The organism is Phocaeicola salanitronis DSM 18170 (assembly GCF_000190575.1).
Lineage (GTDB): Bacteria > Bacteroidota > Bacteroidia > Bacteroidales > Bacteroidaceae > Phocaeicola > Phocaeicola salanitronis.
On sequence record NC_015164.1, the window covers coordinates 787,216 to 802,634 of the forward strand.

14 protein-coding genes and 1 pseudogene are annotated in these 15,419 nt (G+C 45.7%); 8 read left to right on the top strand and 7 right to left on the bottom strand.

Translation table 11 applies throughout. The annotated features are described in order from the left end of the window. Nucleotides 1-41: 41 nt before the first annotated feature. The 5 genes from BACSA_RS03640 to BACSA_RS03660 form a co-directional block, all read right to left on the bottom strand. Nucleotides 42-731, bottom strand: a complete 690-nt coding sequence (locus BACSA_RS03640; RefSeq protein WP_013616765.1) for an L-ribulose-5-phosphate 4-epimerase — start codon at nt 729-731, stop codon at nt 42-44. Nucleotides 732-735: 4 nt separating this feature from the next. Beyond that, entirely contained in the window at nt 736-1,413 is a 678-nt protein-coding gene (locus tag BACSA_RS03645) for an NUDIX hydrolase (protein WP_013616766.1), read from the bottom strand. Between the two features lie 11 nt (nt 1,414-1,424). Continuing rightward, nucleotides 1,425-2,549, bottom strand: coding sequence for an aldose epimerase family protein (locus tag BACSA_RS03650; protein ID WP_394358878.1), 1,125 nt, complete (start codon nt 2,547-2,549; stop codon nt 1,425-1,427). 98 nt (nt 2,550-2,647) lie between these two features. Continuing rightward, nucleotides 2,648-4,393 carry a sodium:solute symporter gene (locus BACSA_RS03655; RefSeq protein ID WP_013616768.1) on the bottom strand — a complete coding sequence of 582 codons (1,746 nt, stop codon included), beginning with the start codon at nt 4,391-4,393 and terminating at the stop codon, nt 2,648-2,650. A gap of 352 nt (nt 4,394-4,745) precedes the next feature. Next, on the bottom strand, nt 4,746-5,753 hold the full coding sequence (locus BACSA_RS03660; RefSeq protein WP_013616770.1) for a pyridoxamine kinase: 1,008 nt from the start codon (nt 5,751-5,753) through the stop codon (nt 4,746-4,748). Nucleotides 5,754-6,313: 560 nt separating this feature from the next. Between BACSA_RS03660 and BACSA_RS03665 the strand changes: the two genes are divergently transcribed. Then, nucleotides 6,314-6,874, top strand: a complete 561-nt coding sequence (locus tag BACSA_RS03665; RefSeq protein ID WP_013616772.1) for a hypothetical protein — start codon at nt 6,314-6,316, stop codon at nt 6,872-6,874. 82 nt (nt 6,875-6,956) lie between these two features. Here the strand turns inward: BACSA_RS03665 and BACSA_RS03670 are convergent, their stop codons facing one another. Then, complete coding sequence (locus BACSA_RS03670; RefSeq protein ID WP_013616773.1) at nt 6,957-7,862, bottom strand: helix-turn-helix domain-containing protein; 906 nt, start codon at nt 7,860-7,862, stop codon at nt 6,957-6,959. A gap of 241 nt (nt 7,863-8,103) precedes the next feature. Between BACSA_RS03670 and BACSA_RS03675 the strand changes: the two genes are divergently transcribed. The 7 genes and pseudogenes from BACSA_RS03675 to BACSA_RS03705 all read left to right on the top strand — a co-directional run bounded on the left by BACSA_RS03675 (nt 8,104) and on the right by BACSA_RS03705 (nt 13,711). Next, nucleotides 8,104-8,538 (top strand): nuclear transport factor 2 family protein, encoded by a 435-nt coding sequence (locus BACSA_RS03675; RefSeq protein ID WP_013616774.1) that lies wholly within the window; start codon nt 8,104-8,106, stop codon nt 8,536-8,538. Nucleotides 8,539-8,575: 37 nt separating this feature from the next. Then, on the top strand, nt 8,576-9,139 hold the full coding sequence (locus BACSA_RS03680) for a DapH/DapD/GlmU-related protein (RefSeq protein ID WP_013616775.1): 564 nt from the start codon (nt 8,576-8,578) through the stop codon (nt 9,137-9,139). 35 nt (nt 9,140-9,174) lie between these two features. Beyond that, nucleotides 9,175-10,221 (top strand): alpha/beta hydrolase, encoded by a 1,047-nt coding sequence (locus BACSA_RS03685; RefSeq protein WP_013616776.1) that lies wholly within the window; start codon nt 9,175-9,177, stop codon nt 10,219-10,221. Nucleotides 10,222-10,384: 163 nt separating this feature from the next. Beyond that, nucleotides 10,385-11,080: pseudogene (locus BACSA_RS03690) on the top strand (carboxymuconolactone decarboxylase family protein); the annotation flags it as partial. Between the two features lie 29 nt (nt 11,081-11,109). After that, entirely contained in the window at nt 11,110-12,252 is a 1,143-nt protein-coding gene (locus BACSA_RS03695) for an NAD(P)-dependent alcohol dehydrogenase (protein WP_013616778.1), read from the top strand. Between the two features lie 105 nt (nt 12,253-12,357). Further along, nucleotides 12,358-12,882 (top strand): flavodoxin, encoded by a 525-nt coding sequence (locus tag BACSA_RS03700; protein WP_245546573.1) that lies wholly within the window; start codon nt 12,358-12,360, stop codon nt 12,880-12,882. Between the two features lie 7 nt (nt 12,883-12,889). Then, entirely contained in the window at nt 12,890-13,711 is an 822-nt protein-coding gene (locus tag BACSA_RS03705) for an SDR family oxidoreductase (RefSeq protein WP_013616780.1), read from the top strand. 449 nt (nt 13,712-14,160) lie between these two features. Here the strand turns inward: BACSA_RS03705 and BACSA_RS03710 are convergent, their stop codons facing one another. Further along, nucleotides 14,161-15,303, bottom strand: coding sequence for a DUF362 domain-containing protein (locus tag BACSA_RS03710; RefSeq protein WP_013616781.1), 1,143 nt, complete (start codon nt 15,301-15,303; stop codon nt 14,161-14,163). Between the last annotated feature and the right edge of the window lie 116 nt (nt 15,304-15,419).

Here is a 15,419-nt window from a genome sequence, read left to right on the forward strand (position 1 = left end):
ATTGTTTATTTTTAAAATGGTTTGTTGTCTTTAATTCCTAATTACTTCTTCTGTCCATAATAAGCATTCGGTCCATGCTTGCGGCTAAAATGTTTCTCTACCAGCAACGGGTTCATAGTCAGATGCGGATTAACAGCATAGGCAATGCTTGCCATTTTAGCGACTTGCTCCATAACTACCGCATTATGAACGGCATCATGCGCATCTTTTCCCCACGAAAACGGACCGTGGTTTTTTACCAGCACACCCGGCGTATGAACAGGATTCATCCCTTCGAAACGTTTTACAATCACATTGCCGGTTTCCAATTCGTATTCGCCTTTTACTTCTTCTTCGGTCATATCAGCCGTACAAGGAATCGCTTCGTGGAAATAATCCGCGTGTGTCGTTCCTATATTCGGTATGTCACATCCGGCTTGTGCCCACGCTGTAGCGTATGTAGAATGGGTATGCACCACGCCTCCTATTTCCTTAAAAGCCTTGTAAAGGATCAAATGAGTGGGCGTATCACTCGACGGGCGCAAATCGCCTTCAACCACATTTCCGTCCAAGTCTACCACCACCATATCCGATGCTTTCATTTCATCGTATGACACTCCGCTGGGTTTGATAACTACCAGTCCCTTTTCACGGTCAATGGCAGAAACATTTCCCCATGTGAAAATAACCAGTCCGTGTTTCACTAAATCAAGATTGGCACGGAACACTTTTTCTTTTAAATCTTCCAACATAATCTTATAATTTGAATTTGGGAGCTTTCCGGTAAGCTTTATCATTGAACTTATACAATGAAGCACCTCTTTTAGACCCCGTTTTATCTATTTTATCCGTTTTTTCAATAAAGCCCATATCCGCAATGCGTTTCCTGAAATTACGCTTATCCATCGATTCTCCATAAATGGCTTCATACAAACTTTGCAACTGGGTCAATGTAAACAACTCAGGAAGCAAATTGAAACCAATTGGAGCAGAAGACGCTTTTTCTTTCATAATCGTTCTCGCCTTTTCCACCATTTCATTATGGTCAAAAATCAGATTGGGCAACTCTTCGACATCGATCCAATGTGCATTATGCTGCTGTACCAATTCACGGTCATATTCATTGATATTGATTAGCGCATAATAAGCCAACGAAATAACCCGTTCTCCCGGATCTCTGTGTATCTCCCCATAAGCGCCAATATGCTCCATATACACGTCTTTTAGCCCTGTCAATTCATACAAGACACGCTTGGCGGCATCATCGGCACTTTCGTTTTCTTGGACAAACCCACCCATCAGTGACCATTGTCCTTTTGCAGGCTCAAAATTCCGTTGAAGCAACAACAGACTTAACCTGCCTTTTTCGAAGCCGAAAATGATGCAATCTATGCCTACATAGAATTTAGGATTATTACTATAATATGAAGCCATATATCTTTACGTTATTTGTTTTCTACACCAAACTGGAAAATGCAATGACTCTGATAAGTTTCTCCCGGTTTCAATATAACCGAAGGCCATTGCGGATTATTGGGGCTGTCCGGATAATGTTGTGTTTCCAAACATACCGATGCACGTTGCGGATAAGCAATGCCTTTCTTACCCTTCACCGTACCGTCAAGAAAATTTCCGGTATACACTTGAATTCCGGGCTCGTTCGTATAAACGGTCAAGGTAATTCCTGAAGTCGGGCTAACCAGCTTCGCTGCTATTTGGCTAATGTCACCTTTCGTTTTCAATACCCAGTTATGGTCAAAACCGTTTCCGAACTTTACCTGTTCGTTATCAAATTCAGTTACAGACGGAGCAATCGGTTTAGGTGTATTAAAATCGAATGGAGTGCCCTTTACAGCCATCATCTTTCCATTTGTCATATAGGTGCTGTCTACCGGTGTTATGCTATCGGCGGCAACATATAATATCTGGTCTGTTCCGGGTTTTGACGGATCGCCATTCAAGTTGAAATAAGAATGGTTGGTCATATTTATGACCGTTGTCTTGTCGGTTGTAGCATCATATTTGATGTCAATGGCATTATTTGCAGTCAACGAATAGGTCACATGAGCCGTTACATTGCCAGGGAAGTTATTGTCACCGTCAGCCGAATTCATAGTCAGCACCAACGTACTGTCGTTCGTTTGATTGGCTTCATATACCTGATATTGCCAGCCTGTAGGGCCACCATGCAAACAATGTCCGAAATTGTTTACAGGCAACTGATACGATGTACCTTCTATTTTCATCTTTCCCTGATTGATACGGTTGGCATACCGCCCGATTGAAGCGCCGAAATCGCTCGGGATATTCTGATAGTCAGCGACACTATCAAAACCCAATACCACATCAGTCATTGTACCGTTTTTGTCAGGTACCATCAGTGACACGATGCGTCCGCCAAAGTTTGTAATGCAAACTTCCATACCCTTATGGTTCTTCAACGTGTACAACTTTGTCTGCTTGGTCCCGTCAACCGTAGTTTCAAAATTTGCAGGATTCAACCCCGAAAGGGTCAGAACAGGTTCCTTCTCTTGTGTAGCACAACCGGCTAATACAGCCCATGCCGCCATGCCCCAAATAGACATCCGAATGCTTTTCATGATTGTTTATTTTTATATGATTTGATTTGACAATAGAGACGCGGGAGCCGCGCCTCTACCTGAAAAAATTACCAGAAATACCAATAGAACGCAGCACAACATGCGATAACGCCCAATGTTGCAATCACATCCCACTTATTCCAGCTTTCTTTAATAGCCTTCTTGTAATCACTTGTAAATGTGATAGCTTCTACTTGTTCTTTGGTTGGAGCAGGAGTAAAACAAGAAACGATAACCATCATGACAATAATGAATACAAGCAGCCAGACTTCGAAAATAAGCCAATTGGTCTGCCAGAACCAGGAAGTATATTCCCAAAACGCTCCGTCCATTGCTTTCGTACCAGATTCGGTTATAACATTCGTAAGCAAACGAAGCATACCGATTAAGAAACCACCGATAAGTCCCCACTCACCGGCTTTAGGAGTAATTCTTTTTGAGAAAATACCGAGGGCAAACACAGCCACCATCGCCGGAGCAATCAAAGACTGAATGTCTTGCAAATAAGAATACAGGTTACCCATATTCATCATAATCGGCATCCACGCCAAACCTAAAATAACGACAACCACCGTGGCAAGACGCCCAACGAATACATAATGGCTTTCGCTCATCCCCTTCTTCATGGGTTTATAAAAGTCTTCTGTAAACAACGTAGCGCAACTATTAAAAAATGCAGCCAAAGATGCAACCAGCGCACAAACAAAACCAATCGTCACAATGCCTTTTACACCTGTCGGCAAAATATTCTTCACCATCATGGCAAACGCGCCGTCTGTGTCGTGAGTATTGGTAATATCCATCACAATGCCACTGCCCGCCTTCAGCGAAAGTGCGTATGCGACCATCCCCGGAATCAAGAACATGAATATCGGCAACAATTTAAAATAGCCGGCAGCAATGGTACCCCGACGGGCACGTCTCATAACAGCCGCATTATCTTCCCCCTTTGTCTGCCCCAGAACACGCTGTACAATATGCTGGTCCGTACACCAATACCAAAAACCGATAATAGAGGCGCCTAAGAAGACCACATATCCCGGGAACTTCGGATACATCGGGTCGGCAGGGTCGGTATGGAACATGTGTGTCGTCCCGAAACCATCATGCGCAGCATTACATACTGCCATCATTTGTGTCCAACCTTCCATTATGCTTCCATCTCCCAACATACTCAATCCGAGGAACAACACGAGGAAAGAGCCGACAATCAGAATCGGAGTCTGGATTGCAGACAAGGTCATTACCCCTTTCATACCGCCAAAGACAGTAAACACCGCTGTAATGGCAATTAATCCGATAGCTCCATACCAGAACGGCAAGCCAAGCAAATATTCAAAGAAAATACCGCCGGTAAATGCCGTTACCGAAACTTTAGTCAATATATAAGCAATCAGCGTGATTATAGAAAGCCATGAACCCGTCCGCTGAGTATAACGGAATTTAAGGAAGTCAGGCATCGTTATGATTTTCCCCAATTTGTTGTTCAACAACTGGTAAAATGGGACGAACAACCATCCGAGAATCAAAATCATCCACCCTTGCATTTCCCAGTGTCCCATGCCGACACCGTCTTTTGCACCTGTACCGGCAAGTCCTACAAGGTGTTCTGAACCAATATTTGCAGCAAAAATAGCTGCACCAATAACATACCAGGGTTCTCCTTTACCAAAAAGGTAATCTTCACTGTTGGCTCCTTGCTGAAGCTTTTTGTCTTTTTGAATGGCGCGATATACCGCCCACGCAATCAGAATGACTCCAACGGAAAGAACTGCCCAGTCGAGCCACACAAATTCATTTGAATTCCAATTCATAGTTACATCGTTTTTATATTATGTTTTCAATTAGATCTCAAAGGTCACTCAGACACCTAAAACCCCTGGTCTTTATATTAGTGTACTATCTACACTAATTCGACTGCAATATTACGAATAAGAATCGAACTCTGTGCATAAATTCATGTGTTTCACAACATATTTTCAAACATTTAGAGCCTGTTTAAATTTTGCTCAGGTTAATTTGCGAATTGTTTTCGAGGATGTTTTCCTGATTTTATGAGGAAGATAGCGGGCTATCTGACGAATAAAATCGGGGAAACAGACCGGAAACAAACGCAAAGGAACCTGATAAAATATTACTTTATTGGAAAATTTAAACAGGCTCTTATTATTCAAGCAATTCATAACTGCTTACTTGGATGGGCATATCAAGATTATGAAGCACTTTTTCCAACATAATACCTTCCAGATTATTGTATTCATAACCGAATGTAGCACGTATCCCTTGCAAAATAAACTGTGTAGCGCGATCCAGCGCAATAGGCAAGCTGTCCCCTTGCATCAACGAACCGGTTATCACACTGGTAAACGTATCTCCCGTACCCGGATAATGGGCAGGCAAATAAGGGCATGTCACTTTCCAGTAACGCCCCCCGAAGCGGTTATAAGCATAAACCGATGTAGAATGCGGATCATCCTTAACGGGAACGCTGGTCACAATGACAATGCTCGGGCCCTTGTCAGACAAAGCCTTGAGTGCCGCTTTCAGTTCCGTATCGCTTATATTCTCTTGAAACGGCAAATCAAGCAGACGGAACAATTCAGTCATATTCGGAGTAATGATATCAGCCAGACAAATCAATTTCTTCATTTCAGTCACCATATCTTCGGATATGCCTTTATACAAGCTGCCGTTATCTCCCATTACAGGATCGACCACGACTAAATCGGAAGGACGGCGAAATTTCTGAATAAAATCTTCTACGATTTGCGCTTGTTGCGGAGAACCTAAATATCCGGAATAGAATGCATCAAAATGAATGTCAAGTTGTTCCCATTTTCCAATAATCCGCTTCATTTCCTCGGTCAGGTCAAGAAAAGAATAAATAGGATATTGAGTATGATTGGAAAGAATAGCCGTAGGAAGCGGGCATACCTGCACCCCCATAGACGACAGAATAGGTATCACTGCCATAAGCGAAACCCGTCCTACACCGGAAAGGTCGTGTATCGCCACGACTTTCTTGCTATGATTATGGAAAAGCCGTTCACAAGGATGATTAACCGGCTCTGTACGCGCCGCAGGCTTTTTCCGTTTATATTTGTTTTCTTTTTCCCACGCGGCTTTCCGTGCCTGATAAGACTCAAATTGCTTTTCGATATAATTATCTGCCATCTCTATAATTGAAATTTAAATGTCTTTTAAATTAAAATGTAATTAGGATATACAAAGGACGTGACTTTTTGCGGAACGAGCAAACTTTTCTTCAGAAAATTAGAGAACTACCCGGCAAGAAACAGAATTGTCAATACTGTAATATAGATGTCTCCTATTTGCAAACAAGAAGCGAATAAAACCTATTTTAATTATCTGACATTTATGGTTTCCATATGAAAACCGTACGGTTTTCATATCGAGAACGTACGGTTTCCATATCAAGAACGTACGGTTTCCATATCGAGAACATAAAATGCAGACTAATGGAAACGGATTCCTAACTTTCTAAAAAGACAAAAGAGGACCGCCCCAATGTTATATTAAGGCATGTACCCTCTTATTATTTATTCAAGCTAAATCAGCTAAACGATATGTATCAGGAACTATCTTACACCATAAATCTCTCATACAAAGCATTACCGGAGGATTTATTAGTACAGGTATCTCCTACTATATGTTGTTACAATCCCGAATTGCAGACAATACAACTTCTGTTTTAGTGCTTATCATTTTCATTTTTGGGCAGCGGAAAGCTGAAAGAACTGGAAGCCGACAACCGCACCCTGCAAGGCGAGGTTGCCGCCCGTGACGAAAACATCGAACTGTTGCAACAGCAAATGCAACGGCAACAGGAGGAACACCACCGCCAGCTTATGGAACTGCAAGCCAAGCACCGCAGGGAATTGTCGGACAAGGAAGCGGAACACCAAAAGGAAGTGTCATTCCTGAAATCCATTATCCAAAAAGCCCAAAAGTGGTTTCCGCTGTTCCAAGAATTGGTGTACATGGAGAAGTTCTGCCTTAAAGTCGGCTTCAACGAACGGCAGACCGCCACGCTCATCAGCGGCAAGCCGCTGTTCTACGAAGGCGAACTCTATTCGGAGGAACACAATCGGAAGTTCACGACCGAAAGGGCTGGTTTCCAAGTGGTGAAAGACCCGAAAGACAAGTCTAAACTTGCACTTTCCATCAACGGGCAACTGATTGGCGAATGGTTCAAAGAGCAGTTTGGCAGGCTGTTTTCATCCGTTAAAAGGACGGTTGAGCCGCTCAGGAAAGGCAAGGGCATGGGATTATAAACAATGCCAACGGGAGGATAGCAAGTTTGTGTTTTGGGCAGACCAAAACCGCTTGTAATCCTTCCGCCAATTCAAAATAAGCTCATGCCTCAATTTTCCCTCTGTACTCGTTAGGTGTCATACCAGTCGCTTTCTTGAATACCCTTGTAAAATGCTGTGGATATTGAAATCCAAGATTATAGGCCACTTGACTGACCGTGTTGGCAGGAATAAGCAGTTGTTCTTTTGCAATGCCGATAATCTTTTGCTGAATATATTCCAAAGCAGTCTTTCCGGTCTCTTTCTTAATCAAGTCACCGAAGTAGTTGGACGAAAGGCACAGTTCTCCGGCACAATACTTCACAGTGGGCAACCCTTTCTGCATGGCATTATCACCTGTGAAATAGTTGTCAAGCAATGCCTCGAAGCGGGTCAGGATATCGCGGTTGGCATCCTGCCTTGTGATAAACTGGCGTTCATAGAAGCGCAGGCAATAATTGAGCAGCAACTCAATATTGTTGGCAATTAACCGCTTGCTCATGCGGTCGATGGAGTGCTGTAATTCCTCCTGTATCTTCATCAGACAGTCTATGAAAGTATGGCGTTCACGCTCTGACAAGTGCAGTGCCTCATTCACTTCGTAAGAGAAGAACGTATATTCCTTGATGTTGCGTCCAAGATTTGTGCCACGGATAAGGTCGGGGTGGAAGCATAGTGCATAGCCCTGTGGTTGGAACTCCTCGCCTGTGTCCTCAATACCGACGACCTGACCCGGAGCCAGACAGACCACCGAGCCTTTCTGATAATCGTACCGCTGGCGGCCATAAATCAGTTCGCAGTTCTTCTCGTCTTTCAGGAATACCACATAAAAGCTGAACGTGTGCCGCATGTGGCGCATGGGTCTGGCTTTCGAAAGGTCTATCACGCTGACCTGTGGATGCAGGGTTTCTACACCGAGCATGTCGTCATATTCCGTAACCGTTTCTATATTCAATAATGTTTTTTCCATATTGTCCTTTTGATTGTTGTCACAAAGGTAAGGAACATTATCGGCTTTCTCTTACAGGAACGGATAAAATCTGTGTTTTCGTGAAGCATATCCGTGTTTTGTATCATATCGTCTAATAAGCTGATTGTAACATAGATAAAAATCCGTGGATATGTGAAGCGTGTCCGTGTTTTGTATCACATCTGATAACTGCAAGCAATTTAACTTTGCAACCGAAATCAACGAATAAGTGATACGAGACATGAAACAAGAAATGGAAGACCGCATGGCGTTGAAGGATTTAGTAGACCGCTATGCAACCGAATCGGACAAGAACAATCAGGATTACTATCGTGAAATCTTCCGCCCGGATGTAAAGCTGAAAGTCTATTTCGGCGAAGCACTGGGCATGGACATCAACAATGTGGAAGACATGATTGCGCAATACAAGGCTTTTGGGGCGGCAAAGGCATCGTTCCACCAGAACGGGCAGCAGGTGGTGGATTTCATAGATGATACACATGCAACCGGCATCTGTTACGCCATCGCCACGCTTGTGACAGAAGAAGAGGGCAAAGACAAACTGACATTGCACGCCGTGCGCTATTATGACAAGTATGAGAAAATGGAAGGACGCTGGTGGATTGCAGAACGCGAACAGCATTTCGTTTATTCGTCCGTGCCGCCATTGGCTTAATGCCTGCCATTATTACCCCAAACAAGAATATCACCATATGAACGAAACAAAGAAAGATATAATCAAAATGATGCGTAACGGTGAGCCGGTCAGCATGGCAGACCCCGATTATGCAACCGCTGCAGCGGTCATTGCCGAAACATGGAAAAAGTGTGAGGAAATCAACTGCGTCCCCAACTCGTTCGCTGAGTTACATGATGTGATAGTGGAAAAGCTCGGTATTGCCTTACCCAAGTCATCCAACATCGTACAGCCGTTCCATATAGACATGGCAAGCGGGTTGGAAATCGGCGAGAATGTCTTCATCAACTATAATTGCAGCATGATGTCCTGCGGAGGTATTATCATCGAGGACAATGTGCAGATAGGCCCGAATGTGATGTTGGTGACCACTAACCATGATTTCACCAAACGCGAATGGGTGCTTCACAAGCCCATTACTATAAAGAAAGGCGCATGGATAGGCGGGCGTTCCCTTATTCTGCCGGGGGTGACCATCGGCAAAAACGCTGTAGTGGCTGGTGGTGCAGTCGTCACTAAGGATGTGGAGCCGAATACCATTGTCGGGGGCAATCCGGCAAAAGTCATAAAAAGACTGTAAGAGATAAGATGGTTTTAATAATAACATATCAAAAGATGAAAAAGAAAATCTTATATGCAATAGCCTTGTTGTTTGTCATATCGGGTGCAAAGGCGCAACAGAACGATGGATTGCCCGGCGTTCCGCAGACTGAAAGCTACGTGGTAACACCTGTCGATACGACAAGCGGCGTGATTGTCCGCAAGGTTTCATTCCTGCGGAGTAATAACATTGTATTAGTGGGCAACCTGTTTTTGCCGAAAGGGTTAGACAAGACACAAAAATATCCTGCTGTCCTCAGTATCCATCCTGCCGGAAGCGTCAAAGAACAGTCAGCAGGGCTGTATGCCTACCGCTTGGCGGAGAGCGGTTTTGTCACCCTCGCCTTCGATGCAGCCTACGCCGGAGAGAGCGGTGGTACGCCCCATTGGTCGGAAGCTCCGTATGAACGGGTGGAAGATATCCGCTATGCCGTGGACTATCTGGTCACGCTTCCTTTTGTGGATGAATATCGCATCGGTGCGCTCGGTCTTTGTGCCGGAGGCGGATATGTCATAGCAACGGCTCCCACCGAACGGCGCATCCGTGCCGTGGCAGGAGTCAGTGCGGCAGACATTGGGGCTGCCAACCGGGAGAGCTGGTTGAGAGGACGAAGTGTGGAAGAACAAATCGCGCTGCTGGAGGATGTTTCGCAGCAACGTACCCGTGAAGCCCGTGGTGCGGAACTGATGAAAGTCTATATGTGTCCTGAACCTGATGAAAGCACCGCACCATCCTTTCGCGAGGGATATGAATACTATCGCACAACCCGTGCATGGCATCCGCGTGCCGACAACTTCTACCTGCGGCGCAGCCAAGCCACCAAAATGGCATTCTCCGCTATCGAGAACATCTACCTGTTGACCCAACCCGTCCTGCTCGTGGTCGGTGAGAAAGCCGATTCCGAATGGCAGACCGAACGCTTCTACAACGCACTTCCCGGAAAGGACAAGGAAGTGTTCACCGTACCGGGCTACTCACACATCGACCTTTACGACAAGCCGGGAGCGGTCAATCCGGCTGTAAAGAAGCTGGCCGAGTTCTTCAAACGTACATTGCAATAGACAAATGAAAACTATAATCATCATAACTATAACAGTTTTAACTGGTATAATTGGTATAAAAGCTCAAGAAACAAAAGAAATGGAAGTAGTTAATTCAATTCCGCATTTAAGTGCGGAAGCTGTCAAGAACCACGAAGCATGGTTTCCCGGCTATGTATCGACGGTCAAACAGACCGACCCGGAGTTAATAGAAGTATTCGATAACTTCGCCTTTGATGAAATTCTGAACCACGGCAATTTAGACACGAAGACACGCATCATGGTTACGATGGCTTCTACCATCGCCCAGCACGCCGTAGCCGAATACCGCATGATGCTGCGTGCGGGACTTGCCAACGGAGTGACACCTGTGGAAATCAAAGAAGTCCTTTATCACTCTGTTCCATATGTCGGTATTGCCAAAGTGATAGATTTTATCGGGGCGGCAAACGACTTCCTGACAGAAAATGGAGTCAAACTGCCTCTGCCTTCGCAATCCACGACTTCGCCGGAAGACCGTTTCGAGAAAGGGCTTGCTGTACAAAAAGAAATGGTAGGTGTGGAAATGATAGACAATATGTATAAAAACACACCGGGAAACCAAATGCACATCCAGCGTTATCTTTCAGCCAACTGCTTCGGCGACTATCAGACACGTACAGGACTGGACAAACAGATGCGCGAGTTGCTCACGTTCTCCATGCTCGTATCGCTTGGCGGCTGTGAATCGCAGGTGAAAGGACATATCCGGGCGAATATAAATATGGGAAACGACAAACAGAAATTGTTGGATGTTGTCACCCAGCTTTTGCCCTATATTGGCTATCCGAGAACACTCAATGCGATAGCCTGCCTGAACGAGATAATCCCTGAACAGTAATAATGATTCAACCAATTAACAATATGATAATGAAAAAGAGTTTGATTTTAGCAGCAACATTGATTTTTACAGCCATGACTGCATTTGCACAAAACAATGACGGACGCATCCCGGCCAAGGGCTTTGCCGTCTATGAGGAGAAAGGGCATTTCAAGCCTTACGAGTTTACCCGCCATGCCGTAGGTGACCATGACATACAGATTGAAATCCTGTATGCGGGTATCTGCCACAGTGACCTGCACCACGTATTCGCCGACTGGGGAGCAGAGGAATATCCGATGGTTCCCGGACATGAGATTGCCGGACGGGTGGTGGCTGTCGGGAAGGATGTCACACGTTTCAAGGTGGGAGATTATGCAGGTATCGGGTGCATGATAGGTTCATGCCGCCACTGCGATGCCTGCGAACAGGATTTGGAGCAGTATTGTGAAGAAGGGGCGATAATGACCTATCATGGCATTGACCGCTATAACGACAATGAACATACACAAGGAGGCTACTCCAACACCTATGTCGTGGCAGAGGATTTTGCCATAAAAGTACCCGACAATGCTGACATTACGAAAGTCGCTCCTTTGCTTTGTGCAGGCATCACATCCTATTCCCCTATCATGCAGGCCGGAGTTAAGAAAGGCGACAAGGTGGGCGTTGCAGGTTTCGGCGGCTTGGGACACATGGGCGTGCAATATGCCGTATCACTCGGAGCGGAAGTTACGATGTTCGACATTACGGAGGAAAAACGGGAAGACGCACTTCGCATGGGAGCTGTGCGGTATGTCAATGTGAACAATCCCGAAGACATGAAAGGACTTGACAAGACTTTCGACTTCATTCTTTCCACCATCCCTGCCAAATACGAACCGGTCATGTATCTGAAAATGCTGAAGCTGGACGGGCAACTGGGTATTGTCGGACTTCCGGCATTCCGTAATATGCCCACGCTTTCAGTAGCCGAACTGGTCATGCCCGGAGCAAGGCGCAAGGTATTCGGGTCGCAAATAGGCGGCATCAAGGAAACACAGGAAATGCTGGATTATTCCGTGGCCAACAATATCTATCCGGAAGTCGAGATTATCAAGGCTGGTGGTGCTGAAATAGACAAGGCTTACCAAAATGTGCTGGACGGGAAAGTGAAATTCCGCTATGTGATAGACATGAAGACAATGAAATAACTCTTAGAAGCAATGAAACATATTTATTCATTCATAGCCATCTTGTTGGTTGGTCTACTGCCAATCACATCATGCGCACAAACCAATCAAAGAAAGGAACAGAACATGAAAGAAAAGAAGATACTCGTGGCATTCTTTTCACGGGCAGGCGAGAATTATGCCGTAGGACACATTGAGAAAGGCAACACCCACATCATTGCTGAAATGATAGCCGCCGAAACGGATGGTGACCTTTTCCACATCGAGCCTGTAACACCTTATCCCGATGATTATACGGAATGTACGGAAGTAGCCAAACAGGAATTGAATGTCAAGGCGCGTCCGGCCATCAAAGGGGATATAAAGGTAGAGGATTACGACATCATCTTCATCGGTTATCCCAACTGGTGGGGCGACATGCCGATGCCTGTGTACACGTTTATTGAGAAGCACAGTTGGCAGGGAAAGACTGTCATCCCGTTCTGTACCCATGAGGGCAGCGGACTGTCCGGTACGGAAAACAAACTGAAAGCCGCCTGCAAGGGAGCAACCGTGTTGAAAGGCTTGGCGGTACGGGGTGCTACGGCACAGAACGCACAGGCTCAGGCAAAGGAAAGTGTGAATAACTGGTTAGGCAAACTTAAATACTAAGCGCATTATGGATGTAATGATACTTACCGGAGCCGGACAGATAGGCATGGCAATAGCCCGGCGCATGGGATACGGCATGAAGATAATCATCGGCGACAAGCACGTGGAGAATGCCGCACAGGTAGCCGACACAATGAACAAGGCGGGCTTCGATACCGTAGCCACAGAAATGGATTTGGCTTCACGCTCCTCCATCCTTGCACTGATAGAAAAAGCAAAGATGTATGGGGATATAAAATATCTGGTCAATGCCGCAGGCGTTTCCCCATCGCAAGCATCCGTTGAAACAATTCTGAATGTGGACTTATACGGCACGGCGGTACTGCTGGAGGAAGCGGGCAAGGTCATCAAACCCGGTGGTGCAGGCGTGACTGTTTCCAGCCAGTCAGGACACCGTTTGTCTGCTCTTGGAGAGGACATTGACCGCCAGCTTGCCTGCACGCCGACCGAAGAACTGCTCGGCCTCGACGTGCTGCAAACGCAGAACATCCGCAACACGCTTCATGCCTACCAGCTTGCCAAGCGTTGCAACGTGAAGCGCGTCATGGCGGAAGCCGTCAAGTGGGGCAAGCGAGGCGCACGCATCAACTCCATTTCGCCCGGCATTATCGTCACGCCGCTTGCCCTTGATGAGTTCAACGGACCGCGGGGCGATTTCTACAAGGACATGTTCGCCCGATGCCCGGCAGGGCGTCCCGGTACAGCCGATGAAGTGGCGAATGTCGCCGAACTGTTGATGAGCGAAAAAGGTGCGTTCATCACCGGGGCTGATTTCCTCGTGGACGGGGGTGCTACGGCAACTTATTTCTATGGCAGACAGGAACATTGATGTAACCTCAATCATTAAATGATGTTGGTAGAAAATTCGCTTGAACTTTTTACTGACATCATTTTGATATAGAAGCATTATTTTTGCATCAGTAAGAGTTACCCAAATAAGCAAAGCGATGCAGACCACGGCAATCAGAACGGTTGCCAGCTCATTACCCGAAAATATGGTAATTCTTCTAACTCTCTTGATTTCAAAGAGGTATATTCTTTATACAGATTTACGGAAATAAGTTTGCCATTGAGGAGTATAGAATTTATGTGGGCAGACAAATTATTTTTATGTCCTCCGATGCGAGGATATACATCCTTGCTACCGGGGACATAAAACCTACTCCTGTTGCTTGCAGGTTGTCACCTACCGAAAAGGTATTCGCATTGCTTTTGCAAACCCTTAGGAGAATGCAGATATCAGGGAACTATGAATTCCAATTAAAAATACTTTAGGCTTTATCTTACACGTACCAATTCATAATCACGGTTTCCCAACCCGATTTTTTCAGCATGAGCCAAACACGTTTTATATTCCGTGTTCGGATTGGTATTGTCGAAATGGTCATGATGGTCATGAAAATGAGGACTTGCCATTTCATCCGCCAACTGGCTATCGGGCAAAGGAGTCTGTTTCAAACAAGCGTCTACACATGCCTGGTCTAAAGCCAACGGGTCGAAAGATGCGAACATGCCCACATCGGGTATAATCGGAGTGTCATTCCCCGAATGGCAATCACAAGTCGGCGAGACATCGCATACCAACGAGATATGGAAGTTTGGCCTGCCATAAACTACGGCTTTCGTATATTCAGCCATCCGGCAATTCAGCTCTTTGATTGCCGCATCTTGGGCAAAGCCGATTGCATCAAAATTACATGCCCCGATGCAGCGTCCGCAACCTACACAGTTGTCTTGGTTGATGGACATCTTCTTTCGCCCTTCGTCAAAAACAAGACCGTCATTCGCACATTCGCGCATGCACCTCTTACATCCCCTGCATGCATCCTGATTGATAACAGGCTTTCCGTTGCAGTGCTGGTCTTTCTTTCCGGCTCTCGACCCGCATCCCATACCGATATTCTTTATTGCGCCTCCGAATCCGGTCATCTCATGCCCTTTGAAATGAGTGAGTGAAATAAAAATATCGGCATCCATTACGGCACGGCCGATTCTCGCTTCTTTTACATATTCACCTCCAGCCACAGGCACCGCAATGTCATCCGTTCCTTTCAGGCCATCGCCGATAATCACCGGACAGCCTACGGTCAAAGGCGTAAAGCCATTCTCCCATGCACAATACAGATGCTCAATGGCATTCTTGCGGCTGCCCGGATACAATGTATTGCAATCGGTAAGGAATGGCTTCCCGCCACATTGTTTCACCATATCCACTACAGCCCGCGCGTAGTTCGGACGAAGGAAACTCAAGTTCCCCAGTTCGCCGAAATGCATCTTGATAGCGACAAACTTTCCGTCCATATCTATTGTATTCATACCTGCTGCCTTTATCAGCCTTTTCAGCTTGTCAGCAGGACCTTCATCAGGCTTGCACCGGAAATCGGTATAATAAACCTTGCTTTTTGTTTTTACTTCATCCATTGTCTTATTCCTTTTGGTCGATACCGCAAAGATAATCGAAAATCACATTACAGGCAATAAAAAAGCAGATTAACACAAATCCTTCCAATCTGCATTAATCCGCTTTCTTAGTTCCT